12 protein-coding genes and 2 pseudogenes are annotated in these 16,458 nt (G+C 62.8%); 12 read left to right on the top strand and 2 right to left on the bottom strand.

Going from position 1 to position 16,458, the window contains the following annotated elements:
- The first annotated feature begins 115 nt into the window (after nt 1-115).
- The 4 genes from HFO71_RS32185 to HFO71_RS32170 all read left to right on the top strand — a co-directional run bounded on the left by HFO71_RS32185 (nt 116) and on the right by HFO71_RS32170 (nt 3,917).
- Nucleotides 116-1,303, top strand: coding sequence for an acyl-CoA dehydrogenase (locus tag HFO71_RS32185; RefSeq protein ID WP_077980146.1), 1,188 nt, complete (start codon nt 116-118; stop codon nt 1,301-1,303).
- 194 nt (nt 1,304-1,497) lie between these two features.
- The gene (locus HFO71_RS32180) at nt 1,498-1,959 is read left to right on the top strand and encodes a DUF4126 family protein (RefSeq protein ID WP_077980147.1); all 462 of its coding nucleotides are present in this window, start codon (nt 1,498-1,500) and stop codon (nt 1,957-1,959) included.
- Nucleotides 1,956-3,317 carry an FAD-containing oxidoreductase gene (locus tag HFO71_RS32175; protein ID WP_077980148.1) on the top strand — a complete coding sequence of 454 codons (1,362 nt, stop codon included), beginning with the start codon at nt 1,956-1,958 and terminating at the stop codon, nt 3,315-3,317. The genes HFO71_RS32180 and HFO71_RS32175 overlap by 4 nt, the downstream gene beginning before the upstream one ends.
- A 30-nt stretch (nt 3,318-3,347) precedes the next feature.
- Nucleotides 3,348-3,917 carry a DedA family protein gene (locus HFO71_RS32170; RefSeq protein WP_077980149.1) on the top strand — a complete coding sequence of 190 codons (570 nt, stop codon included), beginning with the start codon at nt 3,348-3,350 and terminating at the stop codon, nt 3,915-3,917.
- A 15-nt stretch (nt 3,918-3,932) separates the two neighbouring features.
- Here HFO71_RS32170 and HFO71_RS32165 read toward each other — a convergent pair whose 3' ends face one another.
- Complete coding sequence (locus tag HFO71_RS32165; RefSeq protein WP_168340038.1) at nt 3,933-4,976, bottom strand: NAD(P)-dependent alcohol dehydrogenase; 1,044 nt, start codon at nt 4,974-4,976, stop codon at nt 3,933-3,935.
- 490 nt (nt 4,977-5,466) lie between these two features.
- On the opposite strand from HFO71_RS32165, the gene kdpF reads away from it, so the two are divergent.
- The 7 genes and pseudogenes from kdpF to HFO71_RS32130 all read left to right on the top strand — a co-directional run bounded on the left by kdpF (nt 5,467) and on the right by HFO71_RS32130 (nt 13,971).
- Nucleotides 5,467-5,556 carry a K(+)-transporting ATPase subunit F gene (gene kdpF / locus HFO71_RS32160; RefSeq protein ID WP_168340037.1) on the top strand — a complete coding sequence of 30 codons (90 nt, stop codon included), beginning with the start codon at nt 5,467-5,469 and terminating at the stop codon, nt 5,554-5,556.
- 69 nt (nt 5,557-5,625) lie between these two features.
- Nucleotides 5,626-7,254, top strand: a pseudogene (gene kdpA / locus HFO71_RS36355) (potassium-transporting ATPase subunit KdpA); the annotation flags it as partial.
- Nucleotides 7,250-9,247: pseudogene (gene kdpB / locus HFO71_RS36350) on the top strand (potassium-transporting ATPase subunit KdpB); the annotation flags it as partial. The pseudogenes kdpA and kdpB, both read left to right, overlap by 5 nt.
- Before the next feature lie 178 nt (nt 9,248-9,425).
- Entirely contained in the window at nt 9,426-9,995 is a 570-nt protein-coding gene (kdpC, locus tag HFO71_RS32145) for a potassium-transporting ATPase subunit KdpC (RefSeq protein ID WP_168340036.1), read from the top strand.
- 81 nt (nt 9,996-10,076) lie between these two features.
- Nucleotides 10,077-12,785, top strand: coding sequence for a sensor histidine kinase (locus HFO71_RS32140; protein ID WP_132614318.1), 2,709 nt, complete (start codon nt 10,077-10,079; stop codon nt 12,783-12,785).
- A complete protein-coding gene (locus tag HFO71_RS32135; RefSeq protein WP_077980155.1) occupies nt 12,782-13,474 on the top strand; it encodes a response regulator transcription factor in 693 nt (230 codons plus the stop codon). Before HFO71_RS32140 ends, HFO71_RS32135 begins: the two co-directional genes overlap by 4 nt.
- A gap of 41 nt (nt 13,475-13,515) precedes the next feature.
- Nucleotides 13,516-13,971, top strand: coding sequence for a PTS sugar transporter subunit IIA (locus HFO71_RS32130; protein WP_221988878.1), 456 nt, complete (start codon nt 13,516-13,518; stop codon nt 13,969-13,971).
- Between the two features lie 84 nt (nt 13,972-14,055).
- On the opposite strand, the gene HFO71_RS32125 is transcribed toward HFO71_RS32130, so the two are convergent.
- Nucleotides 14,056-15,072, bottom strand: a complete 1,017-nt coding sequence (locus HFO71_RS32125; RefSeq protein ID WP_077980157.1) for a porin — start codon at nt 15,070-15,072, stop codon at nt 14,056-14,058.
- A 360-nt stretch (nt 15,073-15,432) separates the two neighbouring features.
- Between HFO71_RS32125 and HFO71_RS32120 the strand changes: the two genes are divergently transcribed.
- On the top strand, nt 15,433-16,458 hold the full coding sequence (locus HFO71_RS32120; RefSeq protein WP_077980158.1) for a sulfate ABC transporter substrate-binding protein: 1,026 nt from the start codon (nt 15,433-15,435) through the stop codon (nt 16,456-16,458).

Raw genomic sequence — 16,458 nt, 5'->3', positions numbered from 1 at the left:
GACGCTTTTGAAAAGATGGTGCGGCCCGTCTTTTCGGCGTGACCGCCGTCTGTTGACGCGGTCGGCTGGCGGGTCTATGGCCAATTTGAGCCAGGCAAGCTGAGGAGACACCGCCATGCAGCATACGCGCGAAGTTTTCGACTGGGCCGATCCGTTCCGCCTGGTGGAGCAGCTGACCAGCGAAGAGCGCATGGTGCAGGACACCGCCCACGCCTATGCGCAGGAAAAGCTTGCGCCCCGCGTTCTCGACGCCTTCCGCAATGAAAAGACCGATCCCGAGATCTTCCGCGAAATGGGCGAACTCGGCCTGCTCGGCCCGACGATCTCGCCGGAATATGGCGGCGCCGGCCTCGGTTACGTCGCCTACGGCCTGATCGCCCGCGAGGTCGAAAAGGTCGACAGCGGTTACCGCTCGATGATGAGCGTCCAGTCCTCACTGGTGATGGTGCCGATCGAAACCTTCGGGTCTGAGGCGCAGAAGCTGAAATACCTGCCGAAACTCGCCACCGGCGAATGGATCGGCTGCTTCGGCCTGACCGAACCGGATCACGGCTCCGACCCCGGCTCGATGGCGACACGCGCCAAAAAGGCCGACGGCGGCTACAGCCTCACCGGCTCGAAGACCTGGATCTCCAACGCGCCGATCGCCGATGTCTTCGTCGTCTGGGCAAAGACCGAGGACGGCCTTATCCGCGGCTTCATCCTCGAAAAGGGCTGGAAAGGACTTTCGGCGCCTGCTATCCACGGCAAGGTCGGCCTGCGTGCCTCGATCACCGGCGAGGTGGTGATGGATGGGGTCTTCGTACCTGAGGAAAACCTTCTGCCTGATGTGACCGGCCTCAAGGGACCGTTCACCTGCCTCAACTCGGCCCGTTTCGGCATCGCCTGGGGCGCACTCGGTGCTGCCGAGGATTGTTATGCGAGAGCCCGGCAATACACGCTCGAGCGCAAGCAGTTCGGCCGGCCGCTTGCCGCCAACCAGCTGATCCAGAAGAAGCTCACCGACATGGCGGCGGAGATCTCGCTCGGCCTTCAGGGCTGCCTGCGGCTTGGCCGCATGAAGGAGGAAGGCCATCCGCCGGTGGAGCTGACCTCGATCCTCAAGCGCAACAGCTGCGGCAAGGCGCTGGAGATCGCGCGCGCGGCCCGCGACATGCTCGGCGGCAACGGCATCTCCGACGAATTCGGCATCGCCCGTCATCTCGTCAACCTCGAAGTGGTCAACACCTATGAGGGGACGCACGACATCCACGCGCTGATCATCGGCCGGGCGATCACCGGCATTGCCGCTTTTGCGAATTAGTGCATGCCGCCCAAAAGTGTGCAGCGGTTTTGAGACAACGGCATGCATAAAACAAAGACTTAAAGCGCGTCACATGATTCCGATTCGACGCGACGCGCTTTAGCACATTGGCGCGAAAGGGCGAATTGCCACGCGCCTGACAATGTGCAACCTTCCCTAACGACGGCAAGAGCCGGCAAAAAGGGGGATCATGCATGTTTCTGCTTCTTGCATTGCTGATTGGTGTCATTGCCGGGCTTCGCGCCATGACGGCGCCCGCCGCCGTCGCCTGGGGCGCGGCGCTTGGCTGGTTCGATGTCTCGCAGACGCCGCTTGCCTTCATGGGCTACCAATGGACGCCGTGGATCCTCACGCTTCTCGCCGTCGTCGAACTGATCACCGACCAGCTGCCATCGACGCCGTCGCGTAAGGTGCCGGTGCAATTCGGCACCCGCATCGTCACGGGCGCACTGGCCGGAGCCACGATCGGTGCCGCCAGCAGCCTGCTCTTCGGCGGGCTGATCGCCGGGGTGATCGGCGCCGTCATCGGCACATATGGTGGCGCCGCCGTCCGCGGCAGGCTTGCCGCCTCCTTCGGCAAGGATCTGCCAGCTGCTCTCATCGAGGATGCCGTCGCCGTCATCGGCGCGGTGCTGATCGTGGGGGCCGTGGCATGAAAAGCTTCGACGCCATCGTTATCGGCGCCGGCCAGGCCGGCCCGTTTCTTGCCGCCAGGATGGTCGAAAAAGGCATGAAGGTCGCCCTGATCGAGCGCAAGTTCCTCGGCGGCACCTGCGTCAATGCCGGCTGCATGCCGACGAAGACGCTGGTCGCCAGCGCCCGCGCCGCCCATGTCGCAAGAAACAGTGCTGCTTACGGCGTCAATATTCCAGGCGAGATCGCCATCGACATGAAGGTGGTCAGGGCGCGCGCCGAAACCGTGACTATGAACGCCCGCAACGGCCTGATCGGCTGGTTCGCCGGCATGGACGGCATGACCGTGATCTCCGGCCACGCCCGTTTCGAGGACCCGAAGACCGTCAGCGTCAACGGCGAGACGTTGACCGCACCGCGCATCTTCCTCAATGTCGGCGCGCGCCCCGTCATCCCCGACCTGCCAGGCGTCAATGATATCGATTACCTCACCAGCACCTCGATCATCCATCTCGACAGGCTGCCCCGGCATCTGGCGGTGATCGGCGGCAGTTATATCGGGCTGGAATTCGCACAGATGTATCGCCGCTTCGGCGCCGAAGTCAGCATCATCGAGCACGGCCCGAAGCTCGCATCGCGCGAGGACGAGGATATATCGGACGCCATCGCCGATGTCTTGCGCTCGGAGGGCATCGACATTCATACCGGCGCCAGCGACATCGCCTTCGCCAAGAGCAGCGACGGAATAACGGTCGCCACCGATTCAGCGAGGATCGATGCGAGCCATGTGCTGATTGCCACCGGCCGCAAGCCGAACACCGACGATCTCGGCCTCGAAGCCGCCGGCGTCATCACCGACAAGCACGGCTATATCACCGTCGACGACAGGCTTGCCACCAATGTCGACGGCATCTGGGCGCTCGGCGATTGCAACGGCCGGGGCGCCTTCACCCACACCTCCTATAATGATTTCGAGATCGCCGCGGCCAATCTGCTCGACGGCGACGATCGCAAGGTCTCGAGCCGCATCCTGGCCTATGCGCTTTATATCGACCCGCCACTTGGCCGCGTCGGCATGACGGAGAAGCAGGCGCGCGCCTCGGGATGCAAGATCATGATCTCGACCCGGCCGATGAGCCGCGTCGGCCGGGCCAACGAGCGCGGCGAGACCAAGGGTTTCATGAAGGTGATCGCCGACGCCGAGACCAAAAAAATCCTCGGTGCGGCGATCCTCGGCATCGAGGGCGACGAGGTGATCCACGGCATCATAGACGCGATGAATGCAGGAACGACCTATCCCGCGTTGCAATGGTCGGTGCCGATCCATCCGACGGTGTCGGAGCTGATCCCGACGCTGCTTGGGGATTTGAAGCCGGTTTAGCTGTAGAAACCCCGGGCCGAGGACAGCCGCGTGTCTATCGAACTGCTGATCGAGCACTACGGCCTGTTGGCGATATTTCTGGGCGCAGCCTTCGAAGGCGAAACAGCCGCCTTCCTTGGCGGCGTGATTTCCCACCGCGGGCTGCTGACCTATTGGTCGGCGTCGCTTGCGGCAACGGCAGGATCCTTCGCCGGCGATCAGTTCTGGTTCTTCGCCGGCCGTTATGCCGCTCGATGGGGTCTCGTCCGCCGGCTAATGGAAACACCGACGCTGGCGCGCGCAACCCGGCTTCTGGAACGATACCCCACAGGCTTCATCCTCGCGTTTCGTTTCCTGATCGGGTTGCGGACGATCAGTCCGATCGTCATCGGGACAACGCGAATTGCGACCGGTAAATTCATTATCCTGAATGCCGCGGCCGCGTTGGTATGGGGGCAGCTGTTCACAGGGCTCGGTTACGTGTTCGGGCATGGCATCGAACAGACATTGGGCCACCTTCCCCTTCACCGCCACCTGCTGATCGCAGTCGGAGCCGCAGCTGTCGTCGCAGGCGCGGCTCTTGCCTTTCGCAAGATGAAACTGAGCGCCAGGCACTCATAGAAGCGCTGTAGCGCCCTATTCCATCACGATCTGCAGCTTCACGTCGCTTGGCCGGGCCTCGACGGCGCGATCAAACGCCTTGATCGAATCTTCGAATTTGAAGGTCTCTGATATCAGCGGCTTGAGATCCACGCGTCCCGAGCCGAGCAGCGCGATCGAGCGCTCATACTGGTGCGCGTAGCGGAACACCGTCTCGATGCGGATTTCCTTGGTGGATGCCGTCGAGACGTCGAAGCCGATCGGGTTGACCGGTAGGCCGACGACGACGATGACCCCACCCGGGCGCGGCAGCGCCATGATCGTTTCCCAGGCCTTCGGCGAACCGGAGCATTCGAAGACGACATCGGCGCCCCAGCCGTCGGTCAGCCGGGAGACCTCTTCGACCAGGTTCTTCTCGCGGATATTGACCGGGATGACGCCCTGATACTGTGCGGCGATATCGAGCTTCGGCTGGGCGAGATCGGCGACGATCGCGCGGGCGCAGCCGCCGGCAAGGGCCGCGATTGCCACCATCGTGCCGATCGGCCCGGCGCCGAGGACGACGGCAGTGTCGCCAGGCGTAATCTTCGCCTTGGCGGCCGCCTGCATGCCGACGGCGAAGGGCTCGACCATGGCGCCTTCGGCGAAACTGACATTGTCGGGCAGCTTGAAGGTATAATTGGCGGGATGCACGACTTCTGGCGTCAGCACGCCGTGGATCGGCGGGGTCGCCCAGAAAGTGACGGCCGGGTCGATATTGTACATGCCGAGCCGGCTTGCCTTGGAATTCGGATCGGGAATGCCGGGCTCCATGCAGACGCGGTCGCCGACTTTCAGATGCGTGACGCCGGCGCCGACCTCGACCACCGTGCCTGCCGCCTCATGGCCGAGCACCATCGGCGCGTTGACGACGAAGGGGCCTATTTTGCCGTGGGTGTAATAATGCACGTCCGAACCGCAGACACCGACCGTGTGGATCCTGATCTTCACCTCGCCGGGGCCGGTTTCGAGCGGCAGATCGATATAGCGGAGCGCAAGCTCATGCTGGCGCTCGAGGACAAGCGCACGGACTTTGGTCATCGTCGGTTTCCTTCCCTAGTGGCTTGCCCATGACTCCATCGGGCAGCGTTGAAGCCGACTATAAGGCCCGAAGCCTTGCCAATTCAACCAGATTGAAAAGGCTTTTGCTCAACAAATGATAAAATGCTCACGCAGATTTGCCGGAAGGTACAGCACCGGCAGCGGCCCGCCTGAAACTGCGCCAGCCTGGTCCGACGACGAGCGGCCCCGTAAGGGCATTTATAAGATTTTTATATAGATGGCCCGTCGTCCGTCTCGAACCTTTATGCCCTTCGGCTCCATATTGATGTCCGAGAGATCGAAAGATCATCTCCACGCCAGAAAGCATGAAAGGCGGCCTCCCAACGCCCTTTGTCTTGTCTGACTCCAAGAAGAACAACAGGAGTCACGATCTTGATGGATATCATTCTACTCGCCACGGCGATCATATTCTTCGCGCTGTGCTTTGCCTACGCCCGAGCCTGCGACAGGCTTTGACAGGAGAACCACGATGACCCTCGATTATGTCATGAGCGGTGCCGTGACCGTGTTTCTCACCGCTTACCTCACCTACGCTCTCCTTCGCCCAGAACGCTTTTGAAGAGAACTGGCGCTTCTGAGGTCGCCCATGCGCAGCCGAGAAGCAGCCGGGTATTGAAAGTTTACCTCCATGACCCTCAACGGATGGCTTCAGATCCTGCTTTACTGCGGGATCGTCCTCGTGCTCGTCAAACCGCTCGGCGGTTACATGACGCGTGTCTACAATGGCGAGCGCACATTCCTCTCCCCAGTCCTCGTTCCGATCGAACGGGGGCTTTACCGTATTGCCGGCACCAGCGAGCGCGAGGAGCAGCACTGGACCTCCTATGCCTTCGCGATGCTGATGTTCAACCTGCTCGGCGTCCTCGTCCTCTACGCGCTCCTGCGCCTGCAGGACATCCTGCCCTATAATCCGGCCGGCATGGCCGCCGTCCCGCCGGAGCTTTCGTTCAACACCGCCGTCAGCTTTCCCACAAACACCAACTGGCAGAACTACGGCGGCGAAAGCACCCTGTCCTACCTGACCCAGATGGCCGGTTTGACGGCGCAGAACTTCCTGTCGGCCGCGACCGGCATGGCGATCGCTGTCGCCTTCATTCGTGCCTTCTCGCGCGCGTCGGGCAAGGCGATCGGCAATTTCTGGGTCGATATGATCCGCGGCACGTTCTACATCCTGCTGCCGATCTGCATCGTGCTGACCATCGTCTACGTCTATCTCGGCGTGCCGCAGACGCTTGGGCCCTATGTCAATGCGACCACGCTCGAAGGCGCGCAGCAGACGATTGCCGTCGGCCCCGTCGCCTCGCAGCTTGCAATCAAGATGCTCGGCACCAATGGCGGTGGCTTCTTCAACGCCAATTCGGCCCATCCATTCGAAAACCCGAATGCGATCTCGAACCTCATCCAGATGGTCTCGATCTTCGCAATCGGTGCGGCTTTGACCAACGTCTTCGGCCGCATGGTCGGCAACCAGCGCCAGGGCTGGGCGATCCTTGCCACGATGGGCGTCCTGTTCATCGTAGGCGTCGGCATCACCTATTGGGCGGAGGCTGCCGGCAACCCGCTGATGCACGCCTTTGGTCTTGGCGGCGGCAACATGGAGGGCAAGGAAGTCCGCTTCGGCGTGGCCCTATCCTCGCTCTTTGCGGTCATCACCACGGCCGCCTCCTGCGGCGCTGTCAATGCGATGCACGGCAGCTTCACGGCACTTGGCGGCCTCATCCCGCTGATCAACATGCAGCTCGGCGAAATCATCGTCGGCGGTGTCGGCGCGGGCTTCTACGGCATCCTGCTGTTCATCATCGTCGCCGTCTTCGTCGCCGGCCTGATGGTCGGCCGCACGCCGGAATATCTCGGCAAGAAGATCGAGGCGAAGGAAATGAAGATGGCCGTTCTCGCCATCCTCTGCCTGCCGCTCGCCATGCTGGTCTTCACCGCGATCGCCACGGTGCTGCCTTCCGCCGTCGCCTCGATCGGCACCGCCGGTCCGCACGGCTTCTCTGAAATCCTCTATGCCTATACCTCGGCTGCGGCCAACAACGGCTCGGCTTTCGGTGGCCTGACCGGCAATACGCCCTGGTACAACGTGACACTCGGCATCGCCATGCTCGCCGGGCGCTTCCTGGTCATCATCCCGGCGCTTGCCATCGCGGGCTCGCTGATCGCCAAGAAGACGGTTCCGGCCTCGGCAGGCACCTTCCCGACGGATGGTCCGCTCTTCGTCGGCCTGCTTGTCGGCACGATCCTGATCGTCGGCGGCCAAGAAGCTCAACCCCCGCGCACTCGCCAGAAACCCGGTCATGTTCGTCGTGGCCACCGTCTCGGTGCTGACCACCGTCCTCTTCCTGCGCGATCTGGTGGTGGGCAACCGCAATCTCGGCTTCTCGTTCCAGATCAATCTCTGGCTCTGGTTCACCGTGCTGTTTGCCAATTTCGCCGAAGCCGTCGCCGAAGGCCGCGGCAAGGCGCAGGCCGACTCGCTGCGCAAGGCGCGCACCGAAACCCAGGCCAAACTGCTTACCGCCAACAATGGCAGCGGCTACCGCATGGTGCCGGGCACCAGCCTCAAGGTCGGTGATTTCGTGCTCGTCGAGGCCGGCGACATCATCCCGTCGGATGGCGAAGTCATCGAAGGTGTGGCCTCCGTCAACGAAGCGGCGATAACAGGCGAATCCGCCCCTGTCATCCGCGAATCCGGCGGCGACCGCTCGGCCGTCACCGGCGGCACGCAGGTGCTGTCCGACTGGATCCGCGTCCGCATCACCGCGGCTGCCGGCTCGACCTTCATCGACCGGATGATCGCGCTCGTCGAAGGTGCGGAGCGCCAGAAGACGCCGAACGAGATCGCCCTTAACATCCTGCTCGCCGGTATGACGCTGATCTTCGTACTCGCCACCGCGACGATCCCGAGCTTTGCCATCTATGCCGGCGGCTCGATCCCGATCATCGTGCTCGTCGCCCTCTTCGTCACCCTGATCCCGACGACGATCGGCGCGCTGCTCTCGGCGATCGGCATTGCCGGCATGGACCGCCTCGTCCGCTTCAACGTGCTCGCCATGTCCGGCCGCGCGGTCGAAGCCGCCGGCGACGTCGACACGCTGCTGCTCGACAAGACGGGCACGATTACGCTCGGCAATCGCCAGGCGACGACCTTCCGCCCGGTTCGCGGCGTGTCCGAGCAGGATCTCGCCGATGCCGCCCAGCTCGCCTCGCTTGCCGACGAGACGCCGGAAGGCCGCTCCATCGTCGTGCTCGCCAAGGAGAAATACGCGATCCGCGGCCGCGACATGGCAAGCCTCAAGGCAACCTTCGTGCCCTTCACCGCCCAGACCCGCATGAGCGGCGTCGATCTCCAAGGAGCCTCGATCCGCAAGGGTGCGGTCGATGCCGTGCTGACCTATGTCAACGGCGATTCATCCTCGAAAAACGGCAGCGAGGTCGTGCGCGAACTGCAGTCGATCGCCGACGAAGTCGCCAAATCAGGCGGCACGCCGCTGGCCGTCGCCCGCGACGGCAGGCTGCTCGGCGTCATCCAGCTGAAGGACATCGTCAAGGGCGGTATCCGCGAGCGCTTCACCGAACTTCGCCGCATGGGCATCCGCACGGTGATGATCACAGGTGACAACCCGCTGACGGCAGCCGCCATCGCAGCCGAAGCCGGCGTCGACGACTTCCTCGCCCAGGCAACACCGGAGATGAAGCTGGCGCTGATGCGCGAGGAACAGGCGAAGGGCAAGCTCGTCGCCATGTGCGGCGACGGCACCAATGATGCGCCGGCGCTTGCCCAGGCCGATGTCGGCGTCGCCATGAACACCGGCACGGTCGCCGCCCGCGAGGCCGGCAACATGGTCGATCTCGACTCGGACCCGACAAAGCTCATCGAGATCGTCGAGATCGGCAAGCAGCTCCTGATGACGCGCGGCGCGCTGACGACGTTTTCGATCGCCAACGACATCGCCAAGTACTTCGCCATCATCCCGGCGATGTTCCTGACCTTCTACCCGCAACTCGGCGTGCTGAACATCATGGGATTGTCGACGCCGCAAAGCGCCATCCTCTCGGCGATCATCTTCAATGCGCTGATCATCATCGCGCTGATCCCGCTGTCGTTGAAGGGTGTGCGCTACCGTCCGATCGGCGCCGGCGCGCTGCTGTCGCGCAACCTGCTGATCTATGGTGCCGGCGGCATCATCGTCCCCTTCATCGGCATCAAGGCGATCGACATGGCTGTCGCAGCCCTCGGCCTCGCCTAGCGCATCGGCCCGAAAATCGGAATCGATTTTCGGAAAGCACGATGCGTAGATTCAAAGAGTTAGAGCGTCCTTTGTGCGTCCGAAAGGACGCACGGCGCTCTAAGGCCTGGAGCCATCCCGGTTCCGAGAGGATCGGAACCGGAGCTCTTCGCAAAAGAACACTCCAAGGAGTAAGATAATGTTGAAAGAACTTCGTCCGGCAATCGTCATGATCGTCGCCACCACCGCCATCACCGGCCTTCTCTATCCGCTCGCCATGACGGGTGCTGCCCAGGCCCTCTTCCCGACCCAGGCGAACGGCAGCCTGATCGAGAAGAACGGCCAGGTGATCGGCTCGACGCTGATCGGCCAGGCCTTCACCAGCAACAAGTATTTCCACGGCCGCCCCTCGGCCGCCGGCGACGGCTACAATGCGGCTGCCTCCAGCGGCTCTAACCTCGGCCCGACCAGCCAGAAGCTGATCGATCGCGTCAAGGGTGACTACGAGGCAGCCAAGGCGGCGAACCCGACGGCCGATGTCCCCGCCGACCTCGTCACGGCTTCGGGCAGCGGCCTCGATCCCGATATCTCGCCGGAAGCGGCCTATTTCCAGGTACCGCGCGTTGCCAAGGCACGCAGCATGGATGAAGCCAAGGTCAAGGCACTGGTCGACGGCGCCGTTCAAGCCCGCGAACTCGGCATTCTGGGCGAACCTACAGTCAATGTTCTGGCGTTGAACCAGACCCTTGATGCTTCTATGACTCAGTGACCCTGCCAGGCTGGGCGCACCCGTTCCTTCCTATCCGCGGTAGCGCCACCCGGGCAGCGCTCTGCAGAAAGACCGAACCACATGCCAGACGACAATCGCGACCAGGCCGGCAGGCCCTCGCCCGATGCGCTTCTCGAAAAAGCCCGTGCTGAGACGCGCGGCCGTCTGAAGATCTTTCTCGGAGCGGCCCCCGGCGTCGGCAAGACCTATGAGATGCTCGTCTCCGGCCGCGCCAAGATCGCCGACGGTCTCGATGTCGTCATCGGCGTCGTCGAGACCCATGGCCGTAAGGAGACCGAAGCGCTCGTCGCCGGCTTCGAGATCATCCCTCGCGTCGAAATCAGCTACAAGGGCCGGCCGCTCGAGGAAATGGACCTCGACGGCATCCTCGCCCGCCGGCCGGATCTCGTGCTGGTCGACGAACTCGCCCATACCAATGCCGAGGGCAGCCGCCATCCGAAGCGCTACCTCGACGTCAAGGAATTGCTCGATCGCGGCATCGACGTCTATACGACGCTGAACATCCAGCACGTCGAGAGCCTGAACGACGTCGTCTCGCAGATCACCCGCATCCGCGTGCGCGAGACGGTGCCGGACTCGATCATCGACCTTGCCGACGACGTCGAGATCATCGACCTGACGCCGGATGATCTGATCAAGCGCCTGCATGACGGCAAGGTCTACATGCCGCGCACTGCCGAGCGGGCCCTGGCCAATTATTTCACGCCAGGCAATCTGACGGCGCTCAGAGAACTTGCGCTGCGCAAGACCGCCCAGCGCGTCGACGACCAGTTGCTCACGCATATGCAGGCCCATGCCATATCAGGCCCCTGGGCGGCGGGCGAACGCGTTCTCGTCTCGGTCGACCACCATCCGCGCTCCGCTTCGCTGGTGCGTTATGCCGCCCGCATGGCCTCGCGGCTGCGCGCGCCCTGGGCTGCCGTCTATATCGAGACCAACCGCTCGATCAATCTCACCGAAGCCGAGCGCGATACGGTGGCCGCCACACTGCGCCTTGCCGAGCAGCTCGGCGGCGAGGCGATCACCCTTCCCGGCCGCGAAGTGGCCGAAGAGCTCGTCCGCCACGCCACCGCCAACAACGTCACCCACATCGTCATTGGCGCCCCGAAGAAACCGACTTGGCGCGACTGGTGGAGCCGCTCGATCACCGACGAGCTGATCCGCAAGACCGGCGAGATCAGCGTCCATGTCATTTCAGGCAACGAGAAGGACGGCACCACCGCGCGTGGCGTCAGGGCTGCGGCGGTTGCGCCTGAGCTGGATTTCAGGGCCTACCTGCTGGCAACCGGTTATGTCGCCATCGCGCTCGGCGTCAGCGTCGTGCTCGACCAAGTGCTCGACGTGCGCAACCTCGCCCTCGTCTTCCTGATGGCGGTGCTGACCTCCGCCGTCCTCCACGGCCTGCGGCCGGCCCTTTACAGCTGCATCCTCAGCGCACTGTCTTTCAACTTCTTCTTCCTGCCGCCACGCTACACGCTGACGATCAGCGATCCGGAAAGTGTGCTCGCCCTCTTCTTCTTCCTGGGCGTCGCCATCATCGCCAGCAACCTGACCGCAACCGTACAGCGCCAGGCGGCCGCCGCCCGCCAGCGGGCGCGCACGACTGAAGACCTCTATCTCTTCTCGAAAAAGCTCGCCGGCACCGGCACGCTCGACGACGTGCTCTGGGCGACGGCCTTCCAGCTCGCCTCGATGCTGAAGGTCCGCGTCGTGCTGCTGCTGCCGGAAGAGGGTAGCATTGCCGTCAAAGCCGGTTATCCCCCTGATGACACGCTGGACGACGCCGATATCGCCGCCGCCCGCTGGGCCTGGGAGCACAATCATGCCGCCGGCCGCGGCGCCGATACCCTGCCCGGCGCCAAACGCCTCTATGTGCCGCTCCGAACCGGGCGCACCGCCGTCGGCGTCATCGGCCTCGACAGCGACCGCCGCGACGGACCACTGCTGACGCCAGAGCAACAGCGGCTGCTGGATGCGCTGGCCGACCAGGCCGCCCTTGCCATCGAACGCATCCAGCTCGTCGCCGATGTCGACCGGGCAAGACTTGCGGCCGAAGCGGACCGGTTGCGCTCGGCCCTGCTGACATCGATTTCGCATGACCTGAAGACCCCGCTGGCCGCCATCCTCGGCGCCGCCGGCACGCTGCGCGACTATTTCGCCTCGATGCCGGAGGAGGACCGCAGCGACCTGCTGTCGACCGTCGTCGACGAATCCGAACGCCTCAACCGCTTCATCGCCAACCTGCTCGACATGACCAAGATCGAATCCGGCGCGATGGAGCCGAACCACGCGCTGCATTATGCCGGAGACATCGTCGGCAGCGCGCTGCGCCGTGCCGCAAAGATCCTCGATCACCACAAGACCGAGATGAGCATTCCTGCCGACCTGCCGATGGTGCGCGTCGATCCTGTCCTGTTCGAGCAGGTGATCTTCAACCTGCTCGACAATGCCGCAAAATACGCGCCCGAGGGATCGGTGATCCATATCGGCGGCTGGGCCGATGCCGACAACGTCGTCGTGCAGATTTCGGACGAAGGTCCGGGCATCCCGCCGGCCGATCTCACCCGCGTCTTCGACACTTTCTACCGCGTGCGCAAGGGCGATCAGGTGCGCGCCGGCACCGGGCTTGGCCTTTCCATCTGCCGCGGCTTCATCGAGGCGATGGGCGGCACGATCACCGCCGGCAACCGGACTGGCCGTCCGGGCGCCGTCTTCACCATCCGCCTGCCGAAACCCACCGACATTCCGAAACTGGATGAACTCAGATGACCGGTTCAGCCGTCAAAGTCCTCGTCGTCGACGACGAGCCTCCGATCCGCAAGCTGCTTCGCGTCGGCCTGACCGCGCAGGGCTACGAGGTGCAGGAGGCGCCGAACGCCAGCGCCGCCCGTCAGTCGGTCGCCGCCGACATGCCCGACCTCATCGTGCTCGACCTCGGTCTGCCCGACAAATCAGGCTACGACCTGCTGCAGGAGTGGCGCGACGAAGGGCTCTCCATGCCCGTCGTCATTCTCTCCAGCCGCACCGACGAGGCCGGCATCGTCAAGGCGCTGGAAAGCGGCGCCGACGATTACGTCACCAAGCCCTTCGGCATCAACGAACTCGGCGCCCGCATCCGTGTGGCGCTGCGCCACCGCCTGCAGCAGCAGGGAGAAAAGGCGATCTTCCAGACCGGCGGGCTGTCGATCGATCTCGTCAAGCGCATCGTCAAGGTGGACGGTAACGAAATAAAATTGTCGCCGAAGGAATACGACATCCTGCGCGTCCTCGCCCAGCATGCCGGCAAGGTGCTGACACACCAGTTTCTTCTAAAGCAGATATGGGGGCCGGCGGCTGACGTGCAGTATCTGCGCGTCTATGTCCGGCAACTGCGGCAAAAGATCGAGCAGATTCCGGACCAGCCGCACTATATCACTACGGAGACCGGCGTCGGCTACCGGCTCAGGGAACCGGATTGACATCCCTTCCCTCCCGCTGCCCGAACAGTATCGAGAATGACATGAACCTTCTGAACATCATCCGGCCGGAACACACCTTCATCGGCGTGTCGGCGCAGACCAAATGGCGCGCGCTGCAGACCGTAGCCGAAAAGGCCGCCAAGGCTTTCTCCGTCGACGGCCAGACCATCCTGAAGGCGCTCGAAGCGCGTGAGAAGCTCGGCTCGACGGGGATCGGCAACGGCATCGCCATCCGCCATGGGGCGATCGATGGCATGACCAGCCCGCGCGGCCTGCTCCTTCGCTTTGCCCAGCCGCTGGATTTCGAGGCGATCGACGATATCCCGACCGACATCGCCTTCGTGCTGCTCTTTGGAGAAAACAATCGCGGCGAATATCTGAACGTGCTTTCCGCCATCGCCAGGCAGCTGCAATCAGACGGCGTGCTTGCCGCCATGCGCAAGGCAAGAACGGTCGACGAATTCTATTCCGATTTCATCGCCGATTCACGGGTATGACGCCGCAAAACCACTCACACTTCTCGGCATCATAAAAAAGGCGCGGCCCGAAGGCCGCGCCCGCTCGTCTGCAATCAGACTATCTTAGAAATCGCGCTGGAAGCGCAAGAAGCCGAACACTTCGTCGTCGCCTTCGTCCTCATCGTGATATTGCACGCTGAGCTTCGAACGCAGGTCTTCGACGATCTGGTAGTCGATGGTGACACCGGTCGTGTAGGCGCTGCCGCCGGTGAAGCCGTTGCCGTCAGCCTCGAGAGCGATGTTCTCGAAGTACTGGAAGCCCGGGGTGACCGACCACTTGTCGTTGACCTTCAAGGCATATTCTGCTGCGATCGTCCATTCGGACTCTTCGTAGTAGTAGTTGGCGCCGCTTGCCCATACGCCGGCAATACCTAGCGTGCCCGGGCCGATGTCGGCATAGACGATACCGCGGACAGCAACTTCGCTGGTGTCGGTGTCATAACCGGCAAGCAGGTAAGCGCTGATGGCGCCGGCCTTGTAGGAGACCTGGCCTGCGACACCAAAGTTGTTCGGGCCTTCGCCCGGCTTGGTGGCGTAGTCGTCTTCGAGTTCGTCGACCGAAATGCCGGCCGCGAAAGCGCCATTCTCGTACTGATAACGGATCGAGTTGTGGGTGGTCTCGTTGCTGGCGAGCGTATCGGTCTCGCCGCTCATGTCGTCATCCCACCAGCTGTACAGCTTACCGGCGCGGAAACCGGCAATGTCGAGATAGCCTTCATCAAGCAAAGCTTCCTGATCGGAGGCATTGTCGACATTGTAACGCAGCGTGATGACGCCGGTCAGCGTACCGTACTCGGTGTCGTTCTTGGTCTGGAAGGTGACCTGACCACGAGTCCAGAAGTTTACGTCGGAATCGCCGGATATCTGCTCACCGAAGCGCACTTCGGTACGGATGTAACCGCCGATCGAAAGGCATGTTTCCGTTCCCGGAATATAAAAATAGCCGGTTCCGTAGGCGTCGCAAACGCGAACATATTCCACAGGCTCGGGTTCCGCCGCCACGATGGCGTCGGCTGCGCGGGCTCCGGAGGCCGCGGCAAGGGCGGCAACGGAGGCAAAAAGGATAGTTCTGATATTCATTTTGAATGGCCCTAACAGGTTTGGAATGCGAGGCGCACTTCAAGGGGTGCCCCCGCGTAGCGGTCGGCGAATACGGCCGCACGGGAGCCATATAGGAATCCGCAAGTGTCATCGCGGCAAAATCCTGGCAAAAATCTGTATCACCATGTCGCTTTCGTGGAGGAACTGTGGCCAAAAAAACACGACCTTGCGGCAGGGCCGCGGCGGCGACCGATTGGCCGCGGCCAACTTCGGCACGTCCATTTCCAAATTGCTTCTTAAATGGAATGGCATTCTAACACCCCGGCCGGAACCGGAAGAACCTTCGTTTCATTATACGACTGACTTGATAGAGTTAGGAAAGAAAACAGGAGGGTTCCCATGCAGACACAACGGCTCACCCGGCTGATCGCAGCCGCGGTCCTGGCAGGCAGCTTCGCGATCGGGAGCATCGCTCCGGCATTCGCGGATCAGACGCTTCTCAACGTTTCCTACGATCCGACCCGCGAATTGTACAAGGATTTCAATGCCGCCTTTGCCGCCAAGTGGCAAAAGGACAGTGGTGAAACCGTGACGATCCAGGCATCGCATGGCGGTTCCGGCGCCCAGGCCCGCTCCGTCATCGACGGTCTCGACGCTGACGTCGTGACGCTTGCCCTCGAAGGCGATATCGATGCCATCGCCAAGGCGACCGGCAAGATCCCGGCCGACTGGAAGACCAAATTCCCCAACAATTCGACGCCCTATACGTCGACGATCGTCTTCCTCGTCCGCAAGGGCAACCCGAAGGGCATCAGGGATTGGGGCGACCTGGTCAAGGACGACGTGCAGGTTATCACCCCGAACCCGAAGACATCGGGCGGCGCTCGCTGGAACTTCCTGGCCGCCTGGGCATGGGCCAAGCAGGCGAATGGCGGCGACGAAGCCAAGGCGCAGGAATACGTTGCGAAACTGCTGCAGCATGTTCCGGTTCTCGACACCGGTGCTCGCGGCGCCACGACCACCTTTGTCCAGCGCGGCCTCGGCGACGTGCTGCTTGCCTGGGAAAACGAAGCCTATCTTTCGCTCGAGGAACTCGGTCCCGACCAGTTCGAGATCGTGACGCCGACCTTCTCCATCCGCGCTGACCCGCCGGTCGCCATCGTTGACGGCAATGTCGACAAGAAGGGTACGCGCAAGGTCGCCGAAGCCTATCTCAACTATCTCTATTCGGACGAAGGCCAGAAGATTGCTGCCAAGCACTACTATCGGCCGACCAAGCCGGAAGCCGCCGATCCGGCTGACATCGCCCGTTTCCCGAAGCTGACGCTCGCGACCATTGACGACTTCGGCGGCTGGAAGAGCGCGCAGCCGAAATTCTTCGGCGACGGCGGCGTATTTGACCAAATCTACAAGCCGGCCCAATAA

The organism is Rhizobium laguerreae (assembly GCF_019778565.1).
GTDB lineage: Bacteria > Pseudomonadota > Alphaproteobacteria > Rhizobiales > Rhizobiaceae > Rhizobium > Rhizobium laguerreae.
This window is presented reverse-complemented; position numbering and strand designations above follow the sequence as displayed.

Bases quoted from the DNA above. Each gene is read 5' to 3' on its own strand.
- HFO71_RS32165 (WP_168340038.1), bottom strand. From the start codon at position 4,976: ATGACCAAAGTCCGTGCGCTTGTCCTCGAGCGCCAGCATGAGCTTGCG.
- HFO71_RS32120 (WP_077980158.1), top strand. From the start codon at position 15,433: ATGCAGACACAACGGCTCACCCGGCTGATCGCAGCCGCGGTCCTGGCA.
- HFO71_RS32140 (WP_132614318.1), top strand. From the start codon at position 10,077: ATGCCAGACGACAATCGCGACCAGGCCGGCAGGCCCTCGCCCGATGCG.
- HFO71_RS32185 (WP_077980146.1), top strand. From the start codon at position 116: ATGCAGCATACGCGCGAAGTTTTCGACTGGGCCGATCCGTTCCGCCTG.
- HFO71_RS32180 (WP_077980147.1), top strand. From the start codon at position 1,498: ATGTTTCTGCTTCTTGCATTGCTGATTGGTGTCATTGCCGGGCTTCGC.
- HFO71_RS32130 (WP_221988878.1), top strand. From the start codon at position 13,516: ATGAACCTTCTGAACATCATCCGGCCGGAACACACCTTCATCGGCGTG.
- HFO71_RS32135 (WP_077980155.1), top strand. From the start codon at position 12,782: ATGACCGGTTCAGCCGTCAAAGTCCTCGTCGTCGACGACGAGCCTCCG.
- HFO71_RS32175 (WP_077980148.1), top strand. From the start codon at position 1,956: ATGAAAAGCTTCGACGCCATCGTTATCGGCGCCGGCCAGGCCGGCCCG.
- HFO71_RS32125 (WP_077980157.1), bottom strand. From the start codon at position 15,072: ATGAATATCAGAACTATCCTTTTTGCCTCCGTTGCCGCCCTTGCCGCG.
- kdpC (WP_168340036.1), top strand. From the start codon at position 9,426: ATGTTGAAAGAACTTCGTCCGGCAATCGTCATGATCGTCGCCACCACC.
- kdpF (WP_168340037.1), top strand. From the start codon at position 5,467: ATGACCCTCGATTATGTCATGAGCGGTGCCGTGACCGTGTTTCTCACC.